At 57.2% G+C, this 18,166-nt stretch carries 19 protein-coding genes; 13 read left to right on the top strand and 6 right to left on the bottom strand.

All coding sequences use genetic code 11. The features are described from left to right. Positions 1–44: 44 nt before the first annotated feature. A complete protein-coding gene (algW, locus tag OYW20_RS20955) occupies positions 45–1,214 on the bottom strand; it encodes a Do family serine endopeptidase AlgW (RefSeq protein ID WP_268797823.1) in 1,170 nt (389 codons plus the stop codon). A gap of 110 nt (positions 1,215–1,324) precedes the next feature. Here algW and OYW20_RS20950 point away from each other — a divergent pair, with 110 nt between their 5' ends. The 3 genes from OYW20_RS20950 to cysN all read left to right on the top strand — a co-directional run bounded on the left by OYW20_RS20950 (position 1,325) and on the right by cysN (position 5,050). Beyond that, positions 1,325–2,083, top strand: coding sequence for a Nif3-like dinuclear metal center hexameric protein (locus OYW20_RS20950; protein WP_268797822.1), 759 nt, complete (start codon positions 1,325–1,327; stop codon positions 2,081–2,083). 141 nt (positions 2,084–2,224) lie between these two features. After that, on the top strand, positions 2,225–3,142 hold the full coding sequence (gene cysD, locus OYW20_RS20945) for a sulfate adenylyltransferase subunit CysD (protein ID WP_268797821.1): 918 nt from the start codon (positions 2,225–2,227) through the stop codon (positions 3,140–3,142). Between the two features lie 9 nt (positions 3,143–3,151). After that, the gene (gene cysN, locus OYW20_RS20940; protein WP_268797820.1) at positions 3,152–5,050 is read left to right on the top strand and encodes a sulfate adenylyltransferase subunit CysN; all 1,899 of its coding nucleotides are present in this window, start codon (positions 3,152–3,154) and stop codon (positions 5,048–5,050) included. 477 nt (positions 5,051–5,527) lie between these two features. Here the strand turns inward: cysN and OYW20_RS20935 are convergent, their stop codons facing one another. Then, complete coding sequence (locus OYW20_RS20935; RefSeq protein WP_268797819.1) at positions 5,528–5,965, bottom strand: YhcB family protein; 438 nt, start codon at positions 5,963–5,965, stop codon at positions 5,528–5,530. A gap of 136 nt (positions 5,966–6,101) precedes the next feature. On the opposite strand from OYW20_RS20935, the gene OYW20_RS20930 reads away from it, so the two are divergent. The 3 genes from OYW20_RS20930 to zapE all read left to right on the top strand — a co-directional run bounded on the left by OYW20_RS20930 (position 6,102) and on the right by zapE (position 9,274). Further along, complete coding sequence (locus tag OYW20_RS20930; RefSeq protein ID WP_268797818.1) at positions 6,102–6,737, top strand: alpha/beta hydrolase; 636 nt, start codon at positions 6,102–6,104, stop codon at positions 6,735–6,737. Positions 6,738–6,765: 28 nt separating this feature from the next. After that, the gene (locus OYW20_RS20925) at positions 6,766–8,115 is read left to right on the top strand and encodes a tryptophan--tRNA ligase (protein WP_268797817.1); all 1,350 of its coding nucleotides are present in this window, start codon (positions 6,766–6,768) and stop codon (positions 8,113–8,115) included. A 64-nt stretch (positions 8,116–8,179) separates the two neighbouring features. After that, positions 8,180–9,274, top strand: a complete 1,095-nt coding sequence (gene zapE / locus OYW20_RS20920) for a cell division protein ZapE (RefSeq protein WP_268797816.1) — start codon at positions 8,180–8,182, stop codon at positions 9,272–9,274. A gap of 84 nt (positions 9,275–9,358) precedes the next feature. On the opposite strand, the gene OYW20_RS20915 is transcribed toward zapE, so the two are convergent. Next, on the bottom strand, positions 9,359–10,354 hold the full coding sequence (locus OYW20_RS20915) for a GlxA family transcriptional regulator (protein ID WP_268797815.1): 996 nt from the start codon (positions 10,352–10,354) through the stop codon (positions 9,359–9,361). Between the two features lie 274 nt (positions 10,355–10,628). Further along, positions 10,629–11,663: an NADP(H)-dependent aldo-keto reductase gene (locus OYW20_RS20910; RefSeq protein ID WP_268797814.1), complete on the bottom strand. Its 1,035-nt coding sequence runs from the start codon at positions 11,661–11,663 to the stop codon at positions 10,629–10,631. Between the two features lie 241 nt (positions 11,664–11,904). On the opposite strand from OYW20_RS20910, the gene rplM reads away from it, so the two are divergent. From rplM to OYW20_RS20875, 7 genes are all read left to right on the top strand, one after another. Continuing rightward, a complete protein-coding gene (gene rplM, locus OYW20_RS20905; protein WP_025166857.1) occupies positions 11,905–12,333 on the top strand; it encodes a 50S ribosomal protein L13 in 429 nt (142 codons plus the stop codon). Between the two features lie 14 nt (positions 12,334–12,347). Further along, complete coding sequence (gene rpsI, locus OYW20_RS20900; protein WP_002555064.1) at positions 12,348–12,740, top strand: 30S ribosomal protein S9; 393 nt, start codon at positions 12,348–12,350, stop codon at positions 12,738–12,740. Positions 12,741–12,889: 149 nt separating this feature from the next. Next, positions 12,890–13,483 (top strand): ubiquinol-cytochrome c reductase iron-sulfur subunit, encoded by a 594-nt coding sequence (gene petA / locus OYW20_RS20895; RefSeq protein WP_268801200.1) that lies wholly within the window; start codon positions 12,890–12,892, stop codon positions 13,481–13,483. Next, complete coding sequence (locus tag OYW20_RS20890) at positions 13,483–14,694, top strand: cytochrome b (protein ID WP_268797813.1); 1,212 nt, start codon at positions 13,483–13,485, stop codon at positions 14,692–14,694. Before petA ends, OYW20_RS20890 begins: the two co-directional genes overlap by 1 nt. Further along, positions 14,694–15,479: a cytochrome c1 gene (locus OYW20_RS20885; RefSeq protein ID WP_268797812.1), complete on the top strand. Its 786-nt coding sequence runs from the start codon at positions 14,694–14,696 to the stop codon at positions 15,477–15,479. The genes OYW20_RS20890 and OYW20_RS20885 overlap by 1 nt, the downstream gene beginning before the upstream one ends. A gap of 229 nt (positions 15,480–15,708) precedes the next feature. Next, positions 15,709–16,326 (top strand): glutathione S-transferase N-terminal domain-containing protein, encoded by a 618-nt coding sequence (locus OYW20_RS20880; protein WP_268797811.1) that lies wholly within the window; start codon positions 15,709–15,711, stop codon positions 16,324–16,326. An 18-nt stretch (positions 16,327–16,344) separates the two neighbouring features. Then, a complete protein-coding gene (locus OYW20_RS20875; RefSeq protein WP_268797810.1) occupies positions 16,345–16,758 on the top strand; it encodes a ClpXP protease specificity-enhancing factor in 414 nt (137 codons plus the stop codon). 174 nt (positions 16,759–16,932) lie between these two features. Here the strand turns inward: OYW20_RS20875 and OYW20_RS20870 are convergent, their stop codons facing one another. Next, on the bottom strand, positions 16,933–17,511 hold the full coding sequence (locus tag OYW20_RS20870) for a BON domain-containing protein (RefSeq protein WP_268797809.1): 579 nt from the start codon (positions 17,509–17,511) through the stop codon (positions 16,933–16,935). Beyond that, positions 17,508–18,101 carry a phosphoheptose isomerase gene (locus OYW20_RS20865; RefSeq protein ID WP_268797808.1) on the bottom strand — a complete coding sequence of 198 codons (594 nt, stop codon included), beginning with the start codon at positions 18,099–18,101 and terminating at the stop codon, positions 17,508–17,510. Before OYW20_RS20865 ends, OYW20_RS20870 begins: the two co-directional genes overlap by 4 nt. Between the last annotated feature and the right edge of the window lie 65 nt (positions 18,102–18,166).

The raw sequence follows: 18,166 nt of genomic DNA, 5'->3' as shown, positions 1-18,166 counted from the left end.
CTCGCGAATGAATTCGCGCCTACAGATGCTCTATGTCCGGTGAATCAATCATCAGCCTCTTTGGCCGCCGCTGGCGTCTGCGGTGGACGCAACCCCACTTCTGCAGTGAGCGTCAGCTCCTTGCCATTGCGCATGACCTGAATCGCGATCTTGTCGGTAGGCTTGGTGCGGGCTACCTGATTCATCGACTTGCGCCCATCGCCGGCCGGTTCGCCGTTGATGCTGAGGATCACATCGCCCAACTGCAAGCCTGCCTTCTGCGCTGGACCGTCGCGGAAAATCCCGGCCACCACGATACCCGGACGATCCTTCAGACCAAATGACTCTGCCAGTTCCTGCGTCAACGGCTGCACTTCAATTCCCAGCCACCCGCGAATCACCTGACCGTGTTCGATGATCGACTTCATCACCTCAAGCGCCAGCTTGGTGGGGATGGCAAAGCCAATGCCTTGCGAGCCTCCGGATTTGGAGAAGATCGCGGTGTTGATGCCGGTCAGATTACCGTTGGCGTCCACCAGCGCACCGCCCGAGTTGCCGGGGTTGATCGCAGCGTCGGTCTGGATGAAATCTTCGTAGGTGTTAAGCCCCAACTGATTGCGGCCCGTGGCGCTGATAATGCCCATGGTGACAGTCTGGCCGACACCGAACGGGTTGCCGATGGCCAAAGCGACGTCACCGATACGGATGTTCTCGGAGCGGCCCAGCGTGATCGCGGGCAGGTTTTTCAGATCGATCTTCAATACCGCCAGATCCGTTTCCGGGTCGCTGCCGATTACCCGCGCAATGGTCTCACGACCGTCCTTGAGTGCGACGACAATCTGGTCGGCGCCCGAGGTGACGTGGTTGTTGGTCAGCAAGTAACCCTCGGGGCTCATGATCACGGCCGAGCCAAGGCTTGATTCCATGCGGCGCTGCTTGGGCAGGTTGTCGCCGAAGAAACGCCGAAACTGCGGGTCTTCGAACAGCGGATGGCTCGGTTTGTTGTTATTGACCATCTTGGTCGTGTACAGATTGGCGACTGCCGGAGCTGCGCTGCTGACGGCATCGGCGTACGACACAGGGCCTTGTTGCACCGTTGCGGTCTGCGGCGCCTGTTGCAGGTTAACGTCCTGAGTCGGAAGGCCGACCCATTGCGGGTAACGCTGGATAATCAGTAAAGCGATAAGCACGCCAGCGAGCAGTGGCCAGCCGAGAAAACGCAGCGCTTTGAACATTGAGCCCGTCCTAAGGTTGTAGCGCAGCAATACTGGGTGTCACCTGCGCCATAATGGCGGGCATTATACGAGGACCGAGAAGGTCTGAACTGCATATTTAGGAGTCTTTTATGGCTGTGGCCTTGAGCACGCTGGTGGAGGAAGCCGACCGCTATTTGAACAGCGCGCGGATTCCGGATTATTGCCCGAACGGCTTGCAAGTTGAGGGCCGTCCGCAGGTCACGCGTATTGTCAGTGGCGTCACGGCGAGCCAGGCATTGCTGGACGCAGCGGTGCAAGCAAATGCCGACTTGATACTGGTTCATCACGGTTATTTCTGGAAGGGTGAAAACCCCTGCGTCACAGGCATGAAGCAGCGTCGCCTAAAGACTCTGCTCAGGCACGACATCAGCCTGCTCGCCTACCACCTGCCGCTGGACGTGCACGCGGACGTGGGTAACAACGTGCAGCTGGCGCGGCAACTCGACATTACGGTCGAAGGGCCGCTGGACCCGGATAATCCAAAGATCGTTGGCTTGGTGGGCTCGTTAAGTGAGCCGGTTACCGCCCGCGACTTCGCTCATCGGGTCCGGGACGCGTTGGGTCGGGAGCCGCTTTTGATTGAAGGCAGTGCAATGATCCGACGGGTCGGCTGGTGCACGGGAGGCGGGCAGGGCTACATTGATCAGGCGGTGCTCGCCGGGGTTGATTTGTTCTTGAGCGGTGAGGCCTCCGAGCAGACTTTCCACAGTGCGCGCGAGAATGAAATCAGCTTCATCGCCGCAGGTCATCACGCCACTGAGCGCTATGGAGTGCAGGCATTGGGTGATTATCTGGCGCGACGTTTTGCGCTTGAGCATCTGTTTATCGATTGCCCCAATCCGATCTGAATTCACCTGCTTGTGAGCTATATGGATAGATCGTTTCGATCTAGTTCGGTGTCTGAATAGAATTATGCGCTGTGCTAAAGTCCCCGGCGCGAATACGGCCCGCTGGCCTTCCATAAAGAACGTTATCCCCCGTGAGTAACCATGGTCGACAAACTGACGCATCTGAAACAGCTGGAGGCGGAAAGCATCCACATCATCCGCGAGGTAGCCGCCGAGTTCGATAACCCGGTGATGCTCTACTCCGTTGGCAAAGACTCCGCCGTGATGCTGCACCTGGCACGCAAGGCGTTCTTTCCTGGCAAATTGCCGTTCCCGGTGATGCACGTCGATACGCGCTGGAAATTCCAGGAAATGTATAAATTCCGAGACAAGATGGTCGAGGAAATGGGCCTGGACCTGATCGTCCACGTCAACCCGGACGGCGTTGCGCAGGGTATCAACCCGCTGACCCACGGCAGTTCAAAGCACACCGACATCATGAAGACTCAAGGCCTTAAGCAGGCCCTCGACAAACACGGTTTCGATGCCGCCTTCGGTGGGGCGCGCAGGGACGAAGAGAAATCCCGCGCCAAAGAGCGTGTGTACTCCTTCCGTGATACCAAGCACCGCTGGGACCCGAAAAACCAGCGTCCAGAGCTGTGGAACGTCTATAACGGCAACGTCAACAAAGGCGAGTCGATCCGCGTGTTCCCGCTCTCCAACTGGACCGAGCTGGACATCTGGCAGTACATCTATCTCGAAGGCATCCCGATTGTGCCGCTGTATTTCGCAGCCGAACGTGAAGTCATTGAAATGAACGGCACCTGGATCATGATCGACGACGATCGCTTGCGTAATCATCTGAGCGATGAAGACAAAAAGCGCATCGTCAAGAAGAAGGTCCGGTTCCGTACGCTGGGCGACTACCCGTTGACGGGCGCTGTCGAATCCGAAGCTGTCAGCCTTACCGACATCATTCAGGAAATGCTCCTCACGCGAACTTCCGAGCGTCAGGGCCGGGTCATCGATCACGATGGCGCAGGCTCGATGGAAGAAAAGAAACGTCAGGGTTATTTCTAAGGGGTTGTCATGTCGCACGTATCTGATTTGATCAGCGAGGACATCCTCGCGTACCTGGGCCAGCACGAACGCAAAGAGATGCTGCGCTTTCTTACCTGTGGCAATGTCGATGACGGCAAGAGCACGCTGATCGGGCGTCTGCTGCACGATTCCAAGATGATCTACGAAGACCATCTTGAAGCCATCACCCGTGACTCCAAGAAGTCCGGCACAACAGGGGACGACGTCGATCTGGCGCTGCTGGTCGACGGTTTGCAGGCCGAGCGTGAGCAGGGCATCACCATCGATGTCGCGTACCGCTATTTCTCGACGGCCAAGCGCAAATTCATCATTGCCGATACGCCGGGCCACGAGCAGTACACCCGCAACATGGCCACCGGCGCATCCACATGCGACCTGGCAATCATTCTGGTAGACGCCCGCTACGGCGTGCAGACCCAGACGCGTCGTCACAGCTACATCGCGTCTTTGCTGGGCATCAAGCACATCGTTGTCGCCATCAACAAGATGGACCTCAACGGCTTTGACCAAAGCGTGTTCGAGTCCATCAAAAGCGATTACCTCCAGTTTGCCGACGGCATCGCCTTCAAGCCGACCACGATGGCCTTCGTGCCGATGTCGGCGCTCAAAGGCGACAACGTAGTGAACAAGAGCGAGCGGTCGCCCTGGTACACCGGTCAGTCACTGATGGAGATTCTTGAAACCGTCGAGATCGCCAACGACCGTAACTACACCGACCTGCGATTCCCCGTGCAATACGTCAACCGTCCGAACCTTAATTTCCGTGGATTCGCTGGCACGCTCGCCAGCGGTATCGTCCACAAGGGTGACGAAGTGGTTGTACTGCCGTCGGGCAAAAGCAGCCGCGTAAAATCCATCGTCACGTTCGAGGGCGAACTGGAGCACGCAGGTCCGGGTCAGGCTGTGACGCTGACCATGGAAGACGAGATCGACATCTCCCGTGGCGACGTGCTGGTGCATGCCGATAACGTCCCGCAAGTGACCGACGCGTTCGACGCCATGCTGGTCTGGATGGCTGAAGAACCGATGTTGCCGGGCAAGAAGTACGACATCAAGCGTGCTACCAGCTACGTGCCTGGCTCAATTGCCAGCATCACCCACCGTGTTGATGTGAACACGCTGGAGGAGGGCGCTGCCAGCTCGTTGCAATTGAATGAGATCGGTCGCGTCAAGATCAGCCTCGACAGCCCGATTGCGCTGGATGGCTACGACAGCAACCGCACCACAGGCTCTTTCATCGTGATCGACCGCTTGACCAACGGCACGGTCGGTGCAGGCATGATCATCGCCAAGGCGGTCAATGCAGGCGGCTCAAGCTATCATGGTGAGCAGGCGCATGTTTCGGTGCAGGAGCGCGCGCAACGCTTTGGTCAGAAGCCTGCGACGGTCCTGTTTACCGGCCTTTCTGGCGCAGGCAAAAGCACCTTGGCCTACGCCGTCGAGCGAAAGCTGTTCGACATGGGCCGCGCTGTGTTCGTGCTGGACGGTCAGAACCTGCGTCAAGACCTGAACAAGGGATTGCCTCAGGATCGCGCCGGTCGTACCGAAAACTGGCGCCGTGCGGCACATGTGTCGCGTCAGTTCAACGAGGCCGGTCTGCTGACGCTGGCTGCCTTCGTTGCGCCGGATGCCGCAGGGCGCGAAAACGCCAAGGGCCTGATTGGCGATGACCGTTTGGTTACCGTCTACGTGCAGGCTTCGCCGCAGGTCTGTCGCGAACGCGACCCGCAGGGTCTTTACGCCGCCGACAAGGACAACATCCCCGGTGAGTCCTTCCCATACGACGTGCCGCTCAACGCCGACCTCGTCATCGACACCCAGTCGTTGAATGTCGACGAAAGCGTCAAGCAGGTGCTGGAACTGCTGAGAACGCGTGGCGTGATCTAAACGCTATCGGTTATACGAAGAACCCGCCGTGATTGGCGGGTTTTTTGTGGCCGGGCCGGTATCGAGAGCTGTTGCCGGACCTACAAAGAGGTCAAGTATTCCCTGTGGGAGCGCGCTTGCCCGCGAAACCGGTTTTGCCATCGGTGCACCATTGGCTGATACACCGTAATCGCGGGCAAGTGCGCTCCTATATGGTTCGTGCTGCTTTCGCGATGTGGTTCTGCCCGAAGGGCTTAGGAGGCCGGCTTGCCGACGATGAGTCCGGGGTAGCGCCCGACCGGAGCTGCCCCAGAATCAAGCGCCTCAGTTTATCCGACAGACCGCGTGCTCAGGGTGGCTACCGCCGCGCGCAGATCGTCGGCAAGCTGGCCTTTTCCGGCTTCCGGCCAGAATCAAACACAGGCACCCACGCAGGTGGCCAAAAAAAAGCCCGCTGCTGATGACCTCAGCGGCGGGCTATTTTCTTTGCCTTTCGGCTTACTTCTTCAAACCGTAATGCTCATCCAGCATGCCAGGGGTGTTTGGCATCTTTGGTGCGTAATCCCTCGGAGGCTCGGCGGCAGTGCGCGGGGGTGTCAGGCGATCGCGGGGTGGCTGGATCGCGTCCGGGTGTAAAGCGGCCAGCAGACGTTGGCGGGTCAGATCGTCCAGTGCCAGGCGGTTGGCGCCGTTGGCCAGGTGTTCTTGTACGTCCTGATAGCTCTGAGACAGCTTCTGGACCAGATTAGCGGTGCTGTTGAAGTGGGTAACCACTTCGTTCTGATACGTGTCAAAACGCTCCTGAACGTCATCCAGCTGGCGCTGGGTACTGCTGGGGGCAGCGCTGGGCACCAGGCGGGCCACGAGGAAGCCAATGACGACACCGGCGACCAGTGCGATGATCGGCAACAACCAAACTAAGAGCGAGTGTTCCACGAGTCCTTCCTCTATAAACGGCTTTGCTTTACGTTAACGGCTCGAACCTGCGCTGTATACCCGCGACGCATCGCGATTATCAGCCACAGACATCAGCTAGACGAGTCGACCTTTTGCAAGGTCACGGAGTTCATTCTTGCTCATCCGCGAAAACCCTGTATTCATCGATGGCCCCGTCGGCCAACTGGAAGCCCTTTACCTCGACCTTGAAGACCCAAGGGGCGTGGCGCTGATATGCCATCCTAACCCGGTTCAGGGCGGCACGATGCTCAATAAAGTGGTCTCGACGCTGCAACGCACGGCTCGCGATGCCGGGCTGATCACTTTGCGCTTCAACTACAGGGGCGTTGGCGCGAGTGCCGGCAGTTCCGACATGGCCCAGGGCGAAGTCGATGATGCCGAGGCTGTCACCCAATGGCTGCGGGACAAACACCCCACATTACCGCTGACCCTGTTGGGGTTCTCTTTCGGTGGATTCGTTGCCGCAACCCTTGGCGGTCGCCTGGAAGCGAAGGGTGAAACGGTTGCTCACCTGTTCATGATTGCGCCTGCTGTCATGCGCATCGCCGACATGAATGCACTCCCGCAAAATGGCCCGCTGACCCTGATCCAGCCGGAAAACGACGAAGTGGTCGACCCACAACTCGTGTATGACTGGTCCGACGCGTTGTCGCGCCCCCATGAGCTACTGAAAGTGGCAGAATGCGGACACTTTTTTCACGGCAAGTTGACCGATCTCAAGGATCTGGTCCTGCCGCGTCTCTCGAATTGATCGCAGTACCCAGAATAAGCGACTAACCATGACCACTCGTATCCTGACCGGTATCACCACCACCGGCACGCCTCACTTGGGCAACTACGCGGGCGCCATCCGCCCGGCCATCGTTGCCAGCCGCCAGAACGACGCCGATTCATTTTATTTCCTGGCGGACTACCATGCCCTGATCAAATGCGATGACCCGCTGCGCATTCAGCGCTCGCGTCTGGAAATCGCCGCCACCTGGCTGGCCGCTGGGCTGGACGTTGATCGCGTGACTTTCTACCGCCAGTCCGACATTCCCGAGATTCCGGAGCTGACCTGGCTTTTGACCTGCGTCGCAGCCAAGGGCTTGCTCAATCGCGCCCACGCCTACAAGGCTTCCGTGGACAAGAACGTCGAGACTGGCGATGACCCCGATGCAGGCATCACCATGGGCTTGTACAGCTACCCGGTACTGATGGCCGCGGACATCCTGATGTTTAACGCCCATCAAGTGCCGGTCGGCCGCGACCAGATCCAGCACGTGGAAATGGCCCGTGATATCGGCCAGCGTTTCAATCATCTGTTCGGCAATGGCAAAGAATTTTTCGTCATGCCCGAAGCCTTGATCGAGGAAAGCGTCGCTACGCTGCCTGGCCTTGATGGGCGCAAAATGTCGAAAAGCTACGACAACACCATCCCGTTGTTCAGTAGCGGCAAAGAGATGAAAGATGCGATCTCACGCATCGTCACCGACTCGCGCCTGCCCGGCGAAGCCAAAGACCCGGACAACTCCCATCTGTTTACGCTGTACCAGGCCTTTGCCAGCAAAGAGCAGTGCGCTGAATTCCGCGCTGATCTGTTACAGGGACTGGGTTGGGGTGACGCGAAGCAGCGTCTGTTTCAGTTGCTCGACAGCGAGCTGGGCGACGCGCGAGAAAACTATCACCGCCTGATCGAGCGTCCTGCCGATCTGGAAGACATCCTGCTGGCCGGCGCTGAAAAAGCCCGTCGCACTGCCACGCCGTTTCTGGGTGAGCTGCGCGAGGCGGTAGGCTTGCGTTCATTCGGCAGCGCTGCCCATACAACAACTGCAGCAAAGAAAAAGGCCAGCAAGGGCGCGCGTTTTGTCAGCTTCCGTGACGACGACGGCAGCTTCCGTTTCCGTCTGCTGGCGGCTGATGGCGAGCAATTGCTGTTATCGCGCAATTTCGCCGATGGCAAGGCTGCCGGCGTTGCCAGTAAGCAACTGCAACAAGGCGGTCCGCTTGACGTGAGAAGTGAAGGGCAAGCGTTCTCGGTCTGGCTTGATGGCCAATGTGTGGCTGACAGTCCTGAGTTCGCCGACGACGCGGCGCGTGATGCCGCGATGGAAAGCCTGAAGCTTGCGCTGGCCCCGCAACAGGACTGATTGCCAATCCCTCGGGCCATCGCTACAGTGGCGGCCCGTTTTTGCTCCCTAGCCAACGAAAACTATGACCCCCCTAGAACGATACCAGGCTGACCTGAAACGCCCCGACTTCTTCCACGATGCCGCGCAGGAAAACGCTGTGCGCCATTTGCAGCGTCTGTACGACGACCTCGTGGCTGCGCACCAAACCAAGCCGGGCCTTCTCGGCAAGTTGTTTGGCAAGAAAGAAGTGAATGTGGTCAAAGGACTGTACTTCTGGGGGGGCGTCGGACGCGGCAAAACGTATCTGGTGGACACGTTCTTCGAGGCGCTGCCTTTTGAAGACAAGGTGCGCACGCACTTTCACCGGTTCATGAAGCGCGTTCACGAAGAAATGAAAACGCTTAAAGGCGAGAAGAACCCGCTCACGCTGATCGCCAAGCGCTTTTCAGATGAAGCGCGCGTGATCTGTTTCGACGAGTTTTTCGTCTCCGACATCACCGATGCCATGATCCTGGGCACGCTGATGGAAGAACTGTTCAAAAACGGCGTCACGCTGGTCGCGACCTCGAACATCGTGCCGGATGGTCTCTACAAGGACGGCTTGCAGCGAGCACGCTTCCTGCCAGCCATTGCGCTGATCAAACAGAACACCGACATCGTCAACGTCGACAGCGGGGTGGATTACCGTTTGCGTCACCTCGAACAGGCCGAACTGTTCCACTTCCCGCTCAATCAAGCGGCTGAAGACAGCCTGCGCAAAAGCTTCCGCGCATTGACGCCGGAATGCACCAAGGCCATCGAAAACGACGTGCTGATGATCGAGAATCGCGAAATCAAGGCCATTCGTACCTGTGACGACGTAGCCTGGTTTGATTTCCGAGAGTTGTGCGACGGCCCGCGTAGCCAAAACGACTACATCGAGCTCGGAAAGATCTTCCACGCGGTGTTGATCAGCGGCGTCTACCAGATGAACGTCACCACCGACGATATCGCCCGGCGTTTCATTAACATGGTCGACGAGTTCTACGATCGCAACGTCAAGCTGATCATTTCGGCGGAAGTCGAGCTGAAGGATTTGTACACGGGCGGACGCCTGAACTTCGAGTTCCAGCGCACCTTGAGCCGCTTGCTCGAGATGCAATCCCACGAGTTCCTGTCTCGCGCTCACAAACCTTAGAAGCAAATACAAGCTGTAAGCTGAAAGCTGCAAGAGGGCGCGCGAATCCTCTTGCAGCTCTTGGCTTGAGGCTTGTAGCTGCTCTCAGGCCGCCTGCTGAAACTTCTGCCGGTATTGATTCGGTGACAGTTCGGTGTGCTGGCGGAACAGGCGTGCGAAGAAACTCGCGTCGTCGTACCCCACTTCGTAGCTGATGGTTTTGATGCTCTTGCGGCTGCCGGACAACAGCCCTTTGGCGGTCTCGATCCGCAGGCGTTGCAGGTAATGCAATGGCTTGTCGCCAGTTGCCGTCTGGAAGCGCCGCATGAAGTTGCGAATGCTCATGCCATGCTCCCGAGCCACATCTTCAAAACGGAATTTGTCCGCGAAGTGCTCTTCCAGCCAGTGCTGAATCTGCAGGATGATCACATCCTGATGCAGCTTCTGACCGCCAAATCCCATCCGGCCTGGTGCGTAACTGCGCTGAACTTCATACAGAATGTCGCGTGCGACGGTCTGCGCGACATTTGCGCCGCAGAATCGCTCGATCAGATAGATGTAAAGGTCGCAGGCTGACACCGTGCCACCCGCGCAATACAGATTGTCGGCGTCGGTCAGGTGTTTTTCCTGATTGAGCAGTACGTTGGGAAAGCGCTCGGCAAAATCATTGAAGAATCGCCAGTAAGTGGTCGCCTCCTTGCCGTCCAGAAGCCCGGCCTGCGCCAGCCAGAACACGCCACTGGCTTCGCCACACAGCACGGCGCCTTTGGCATGTTGCTCGCGCAGCCATGGGAGCACTTGGGGATAACGATCGCAAAGGGTGTCGAAATTGTCGGAGAAAGCCGGCAGGACGATAATGTCGCTGTTCTCAAGCGCACTTTCGACTGGCAGGACGATCTCGCTGAAACTGCGCACCGATTGCCCGTCCGGGCTGACCAGTCGCGTTTCGAAAGCGGGTTTCAAACCCTGTCCCAGCTGTTTTCCGTAGCGCAGGCTGGCGAGATGGAAAAAGTCTTTGGCTTGCGTCAACGTCGAAGCGAAGACGCCGTCAATCGCAAGAATACTCACGCGCCGCAATGGCACGTTGTGTTGAATAGACATGATCTGTTGTTCTTATATGGGAAAGTGGTCAAGCAACGGCGTGATCGTCTTATTTTTTGGCTAATGTGTCCAGTCTCGTCATGTAACGGCTGGGCATAGGCTTTTTTGGGTCGTTCCTGGCAGCGTTGAAACTCATGGTGCCCTGAAGATCGGGAAATCGCAGGAGGGAGCATGCTCGCAAAAATGTCGTCAGAGGCTTGAGGCATATCGCTTATGCCTATGCCTCGCGAGCAAGCTCCCTGCCTCAGTTGTTAATTAATCGCCTGATAGGGATTCAAGGTGCAGGGTTAGGCTGGGTTTTATGGATCGCATCAATCTCGGCCAGCACCTCTTCGGACAACTTCAGCTCGAAGCTGGAAATGTTGCTGTCCAGTTGCTCAAGGCTCGTTGCGCCGATGATGTTACTGGTCACGAACGGACGGGATGTGACAAAAGCCAGCGCCATTTGAGCCGGATCCAGACCGTGTTCCTTCGCCAGCGCCACGTAACGTGCGCACACCTCCTCCGATTCGGGATTGAAGTAGCGAGTGAAGCGGCTGTAAAGGCTCAGTCGTCCTTTGGCGGGGCGAGCGCCGTTCGCGTATTTGCCAGACAACATCCCAAAGGCTAATGGCGAATAGGCGAGCAGGCCGCATTGCTCGCGGATGGCAATTTCTGCAAGGCCCACTTCGAAACTGCGATTGAGCAGGTTGTACGGGTTCTGGATTGACACCGGACGCGTCAGCCCGCTCTCGGACGCGTGTAGGAACTTCATCGTGCCCCACGGGGTTTCATTCGATAGGCCGACGTGACGAATCTTGCCAGCCTTCACCTGCTCATCCAGCACCTGCAGCACTTCCAGCAGCGGCGTGAACTCTTCGTCCTTGTGCGTATAGCCCAGCTTGCCGAAAAAGTTGGTGCTGCGCTCAGGCCAGTGCAATTGGTAGAGATCCAGATAATCGGTCTGCAAGCGCTCAAGGCTGGCATCGACGGCCGCGACAATATGTTCGCGGTTGAATTTCAGCTGGCCATCACGGATGTAATCGATACCGTTGCCGGGACCTGCGATCTTGCTGGCGAGTATCCAGTCCTTGCGATCACCGCTTTTCTTGAACCAGTTGCCGATGATTCTCTCGGTGCTGGCGTAAGTTTCCTGTTTGGGCGGGACCGGGTACATCTCGGCGGTATCGATGAAGTTGATGCCTGCCGATTTTGCCCTTTCAATTTGCGCGAACGCTTCAGACTCGCTGTTTTGCTCGCCCCACGTCATGGTGCCGAGGCAGATGGCGCTGACATTGAGGTCGGTTTTGCCCAGTTGGCGATAATCCATTTGGCGCTCCTATTAAAGAGAAACATAAAAGCAGGTTGAAATTTTTTTCGCAATCTGCATAATTCCGCAGCTCTTTGCAGCGGAAGTGATGCGCCGCTGCTCAAGACTCCGCCGCAATTGGACGCGCTGACCCGAGCCCCCTATAGCGTCCGTGCCCGGCGGCCTTTGACTTGTCAAAGACCGTACTATTCAGTAAGATCCGCCGTCTAATTTTTGCAGGCGGCCCCTGAGGCTATACAGAATGAAAACTTTTACCGCTAAACCGGAAACAGTAAAGCGCGACTGGTTCGTCGTCGACGCTGCTGGCCAGACCCTGGGTCGTTTGGCCACCGAAATCGCGAGCCGTCTGCGTGGCAAGCACAAGCCGGAATACACTCCGCACGTTGACACCGGCGACTACATCGTCGTAATCAACGCTGAGCAGATCCGTGTTACTGGTGCTAAAACCACCGACAAGATCTACTACTCTCACTCCGGTTTCCCGGGCGGGATCAAGTCGATCAACTTTGAAAAGCTGATCGCCAAAGCTCCTGAGCGCGTGATCGAGACCGCGGTAAAAGGCATGCTGCCTAAGAACCCGCTGGGTCGCGACATGTATCGTAAGCTGAAAGTCTATGCGGGCACTGCACACCCTCATACTGCTCAGCAGCCCCAAGAACTGAAGTTTTAACGGAATAGTTCATTATGTCGGCGACTCAAAATTACGGCACTGGCCGTCGCAAGACCGCAACCGCACGCGTTTTCCTGCGTCCGGGCACCGGTAACATCTCCATCAACAACCGTTCGTTGGACAACTTCTTCGGTCGCGAAACTGCCCGCATGGTAGTTCGTCAGCCGCTGGAACTGACCGAGACTGTCGAGAAGTTCGACATCTACGTCACTGTCATCGGCGGCGGCGTAAGTGGTCAAGCTGGCGCAATCCGCCACGGTATCACTCGCGCTCTGATGCAGTACGACGAGACTCTGCGTGGCGCTCTGCGTAAAGCAGGCTTCGTCACTCGTGACGCTCGTGAAGTTGAACGTAAGAAAGTCGGTCTGCGTAAAGCGCGTAAGCGTCCGCAGTACTCGAAGCGTTAATTCGCTCTTCGTTCAAAAGAGAACGCCCAGATTCCTCACGGAGCTGGGCGTTTTTTTGTGGGCGTCTATTATTGGACCTGGACAGCTGGACAATAATTTAATGAGCAAATGGACACACAGGCCTAAAAAAGCTGATGGGAGAAGACGTAATGGGCAATGACGGCGTGAATGCAGGCCGGCGTCGCTTTCTCGTCGCAGCCACATCCTTGGTAGGCACAGCAGGAGCGGTAGGGGCTGCGGTCCCGTTCGTAGGATCATGGTTTCCCAGTGCCAAGGCCAAGGCTGCTGGTGCACCGGTTAAAGTGAACGTCAGCAAGATCGAGCCGGGTCAGCAAATGATCGCAGAATGGCGCGGCCAGCCCGTTTTCATCGTTCGCCGTACTGACGAAATCATCAGCAATCTGGGCAAGATATCGGGCCAGTTGTCTGATCCAGAGTCCAAAAACTCCGTTCAGCCTGCATATGTTGATCCCGTCATTCGCTCTATCAAGCCCGAGCTTCTGCTGCTGATCGGCATTTGCACCCACTTGGGCTGCTCGCCGACGTTCCGTCCAGAAGTAGCTCCGGTAGACTTGGGCAAAGATTGGGTTGGCGGCTATTTCTGCCCTTGTCATGGCTCTCATTACGACCTTGCCGGTCGCGTCTACAAATCGCAGCCCGCGCCCTTGAATCTGCCGGTTCCACCGCATTCCTACGAGTCAGACTCAATCATCGTCATTGGTGTCGATCAGGAGAAAGCGTGATGAGCAAGTTCATGGACTGGATCGATGCGCGCTTCCCTGCTACTTCGATGTGGGAGGCCCACCTCAGTAAGTATTACGTCCCCAAGAATTTCAATTTCTTCTACTTTTTTGGCTCACTGGCTCTGGTGGTGCTGTTTAACCAGATTGTGACCGGTATCTGGTTGACGATGAGCTATACGCCGTCGGCGGAGGACGCCTTCGCTTCAGTCGAGTACATCATGCGTGATGTCGAATACGGCTCGATTCTGCGGTTACTGCACTCCACCGGCGCTTCGGCGTTTTTTATCGTGGTCTACATGCACATGTTTCGGGGCCTTTTGTATGGCTCATACCAGAAGCCACGCGAGCTGGTCTGGATCTTCGGCATGCTGATTTATCTGGCACTGATGGCTGAAGCGTTCATGGGGTACCTGCTGCCCTGGGGGCAGATGTCGTATTGGGGCGCGCAGGTGATCATTTCGCTGTTTGGCGCCATTCCGGTGATCGGCAACGATTTGACGCAATGGATTCGCGGCGACTACCTGATATCCGGCATCACTCTGAACCGTTTCTTCGCGCTGCACGTCGTAGCGCTGCCCATCGTGATTCTCGGATTGGTGGTGTTGCACATTCTCGCTCTGCACGAAGTGGGGTCGAACAATCCGGATGGCGTAGACATCAACAAGTACAAAGATGAAAACGGTGTGCCGCTTGATGGCATCGCGTTTCATCCTTACTACACCGTCAAAGATATCGTCGGCGTGGTGGTGTTCCTGTTCATCTTTTGCTCAGTCGTGTTTTTCTTTCCGGAAATGGGCGGCTACTTTCTCGAGCAAGCCAACTTCGAACCGGCCAATGCCTTCAAGACCCCGGAGCATATCGCGCCGGTCTGGTATTTCACGCCGTTCTACGCGATCTTGCGGGCCATTCCAGACAAGCTCATGGGCGTGATCGCCATGGGCGCCGCGATTGCGGTGCTGTTTGTATTGCCATGGCTGGACCGAAGCCCCGTCAAGTCCATGCGCTACAAGGGTTGGCTGAGTCGGCTATGGCTCCTGATGTTCTGTGTGTCGTTCATCATTCTGGGCGTTCTCGGGGTGCTCCCACCCAGCCCGGCCCGCGCGCTGCTATCGCAGGTGTGCACATTTCTGTACTTCGCTTATTTCATTCTGATGCCGTTCTATACACGTGTCGAAAAGACCAAACCTGTTCCAGAAAGGGTGACGGGTTGATGAAAAAGCTACTCGCGGTGCTGATCCTCGCGGTCATGCCTGTTTTGTTATTCGCTGCTGACGAGCGCGGCGGTCCGCAGCTTGAGAGTGTCGACATTGATGTGTCAGACAAGGCTGCCTTGCAAGACGGCGCCCGGACGTTCGTCAACTATTGCATGGGCTGTCACAGCGCCAAGTATCAGCGCTACGAGCGAGTGGCCGACGACCTGGGGATTCCTCACGACATCATGATGGAAAAACTGGTGTTCACCGGTGCCAGGCTCGGTGATCACATGAGCATCGGTATGCAGCCCGCTGACGCCAAGGCCTGGTTTGGCGCTGGGCCACCCGATCTAACACTGGTGGCCCGGGTTCGCGGTACGGACTGGCTCTACGGCTACCTGCGATCGTTCTACGAGGACTCTGCGCGCCCGTGGGGGGTCAACAACAGGGTTTTCCCCAATGTCGGTATGCCCAACGTGCTGGCGGGCCTGCAAGGGCGCCAGGTTATTGGTTGCAAGCAGATTCAGAGGGTCGAGGACGGGAAGAAGCAGTACGACCCGCTGACCGGTTCGCCCTTGACGCACGAAGCCTGCGATCAGTTAACCATCGTGCCCAAGACCGGGAGCCTCACGCCCGAGCAGTTCGACGACAAGATCAAGAACCTCGTGACGTTTTTGGCGTATTCGGCCGAACCGGACAAGCTTCGGCATCGGCGCATTGGCACCTACGTGCTGCTGTATCTCGTCGTGCTTTTTGTGTTCGCGTATCTGCTCAAGCGTGAATATTGGAAGGATGTTCAATGATTTATCGACAGCTCTGCTGCACAAGAAACGTGCTCTGGGGAGCGGCTTTCGGGGCAGGCACACGGAGCGGGTAGAGTAACTGGCGAAAGATTGCAGAATTTACATTGAGTAAATGAGCTATCTTGTCGCCCGCGACGAACACTCGCTCACTGTGGATGTTGCCGAAAGCGCCTTCAGGGAGAGTTCGTTTTTTCTGCTTCTGAAAATTTAACAAGCGAGGAGGACCGCCATGGGCGTGACCAACCGGTTGGCCTGTTACTCCGACCCCGCCGACCACTATTCCCACCGCGTGCGCATTGTGCTCGCAGAGAAGGGTGTCAGCGCCGAGATCATTGATGTGGTAGAGGGGCGTCATCCGCCCAAGTTGATCGAGGTGAATCCGTACGGCAGCGTGCCAACCCTGGTCGACCGCGACCTGGCGTTGTACGAGTCGACGGTGGTGATGGAATACCTGGATGAGCGTTACCCGCATCCGCCGTTGTTGCCGGTCTATCCGGTAGCGCGAGCCAACAGTCGACTGCTGATCCATCGGATCCAGCGCGACTGGTGTGCATTGGTGGATCTGATTCTGGACCCGCGCAGCAAAGAAGCAGCACGTGTTCAGGCGCGCAAGGAATTGCGCGAAAGCCTGACCGGCGTCTCGCCTCTGTTCGCGGAAAAAGCTTTTTTCCTGAGCGACGAGCAAAGTCTGGTTGATTGCTGTCTATTGCCCATACTCTGGCGTCTGCCGATTCTGGGTATCGAGTTGCCACGGCCTGCCAAGCCGTTGCTTGATTATATGGAGCGCCAGTTTGCGCGTGAGGCATTCCAGGCAAGTCTGTCTGGTGTCGAACGCGACATGCGCTAAGGCCTTAGGAGCCGTTTGATGAACTCCAGTCGCCCCTATCTGATTCGCGCTCTTTACGAGTGGATCGTGGATAACGATTGCACCCCTCACGTTTTGGTGAATGCTGAATACCCCGCCGTTCAAGTCCCTCAGGGCTTCGCCAACGACGGGCAGATCGTGTTGAACATTTCGCCCAGCGCGGTTCGACATTTGCACATGGATAACGACGCTGTCAGCTTCGAAGGTCGCTTCGGCGGTGTGCCGCACACGTTGTACGTGCCTATAGCCGCAATCATGGGCATTTACGCCCGTGAGAATGGTCAGGGCATGGTGTTTGATCTGGAGCCTGCGGTAGATGACGACGAGGGCTTTCAGTCCGAAGACGACACGCCGCCACCCGACAACGAGCCGCCGCGCCCAACCGGCCGGCCGAGCTTGAAAGTGGTCAAGTAGCTGATCCTGCAGTAATGAAAAAGGCGATCCTCTCGGATCGCCTTTTTTTGCTTTGAATTGCAGGAGCGCTCTTGCCTGCGATTGCATTGGGTCAGCGATATTTACTTGGCTGACCCACCGCCATCGCGGGCAAGCACGCTCCTACAAGGTCTTAAGCAGAGCGAATGATGTGCATCAGTCGATGTACTCAAACAGCTTCACGATCTTCTGCACGCCGCTGACGCCCTGTACCAGGTTGGTGGCGAGGGTGGCCTCCTGCTGGGTGAGCAGACCGAGCAGGTAAACGATGCCGTTCTCGGTCACGACCTTGATGCGCGAACCGGGGATCGAGCCATTGGTGAGCATCTCGGTCTTGATCTTGGTCGTCAGCCACGCGTCGTTGTTACGGGCCAGTAGCGAAGAGGGCTGAATGACCTGAAGTTCGTTGTTGACCTTCTTGACCTTCTGAACGGCGGCCGCCGTTTGCTCGGCCAGTTGCTTGAGGTCTGCGCGTGGAGTCTGACCCGCCAACAGCACGATACCGTTGAAACTGGTCACCACGATGTGCGAGTTGTTGTCCAGATCAGGGCTGGCTTTGGCGACGTTGACCGCGACTTTGGTTTCGATCAGCGAGTCATCGATTTTGCTACCAAAGGTTCTGGTGCCGCGGTCGTCGTCAATCGGTTTTTCCCGACTGACGTTGATCACTGAGCTGCATCCGCTGATGCCCAGGCACAGCGTCAGTGCCATTAGGCTAAGACGTTTAGAAATCATTCTTCACTCCCGAACAGTTGGCTGTCGATCAAGTCGCATAGGCAGTGGATCGCCAGCAGGTGGACTTCCTGGATACGTGCGGTGACTTTGGCCGGGACGCGGATCTCCACGTCTTCGGGCAGCAGCAATGACGCCATGTCGCCGCCGTCGCGCCCGGTGAGGGCCACGACGATCATTTCCCGGTCATGTGCGGCCTGAATGGCCTGAACGATGTTGGCTGAATTGCCGCTGGTGGAAATGGCCAGCAGCACGTCGCCGGGCTGGCCCAGCGCGCGAATTTGCTTGGAGAATATTTCGTTGTAGCTGTAATCGTTGGCGATCGAGGTGATCGTCGAGCTATCGGTCGTCAGCGCGATGGCAGGAAGGCTGGGGCGCTCGCGCTCGAAGCGGTTGAGTAGTTCAGAGGAGAAATGTTGCGCGTCGCCGGCAGAGCCGCCGTTCCCGCAGGACAACATTTTGCCTTCGTTGAGCAGGGCGTTGACCATCACTTGGCTGGCTTGCTCGATGTGCGGTGCAAGAACCTCCATCGCCTCTAGCTTGGTATCGATGCTGGCCTGAAAAAGCTGGCGAATTCGGGATTGCATGTCCATCTGGGTAAACCTTAATAAGGGCGGCCGGCCCAAGTTGTGCGGCCTGCAAAGCAAAGAGCAAAGTT

The sequence above is a fragment of the Pseudomonas sp. BSw22131 genome (assembly GCF_026810445.1).
GTDB lineage: Bacteria > Pseudomonadota > Gammaproteobacteria > Pseudomonadales > Pseudomonadaceae > Aquipseudomonas > Aquipseudomonas huanghezhanensis.
Note: the sequence above shows the minus strand (reverse complement) of the source record. Positions and strands in the feature narration are given on the sequence as shown.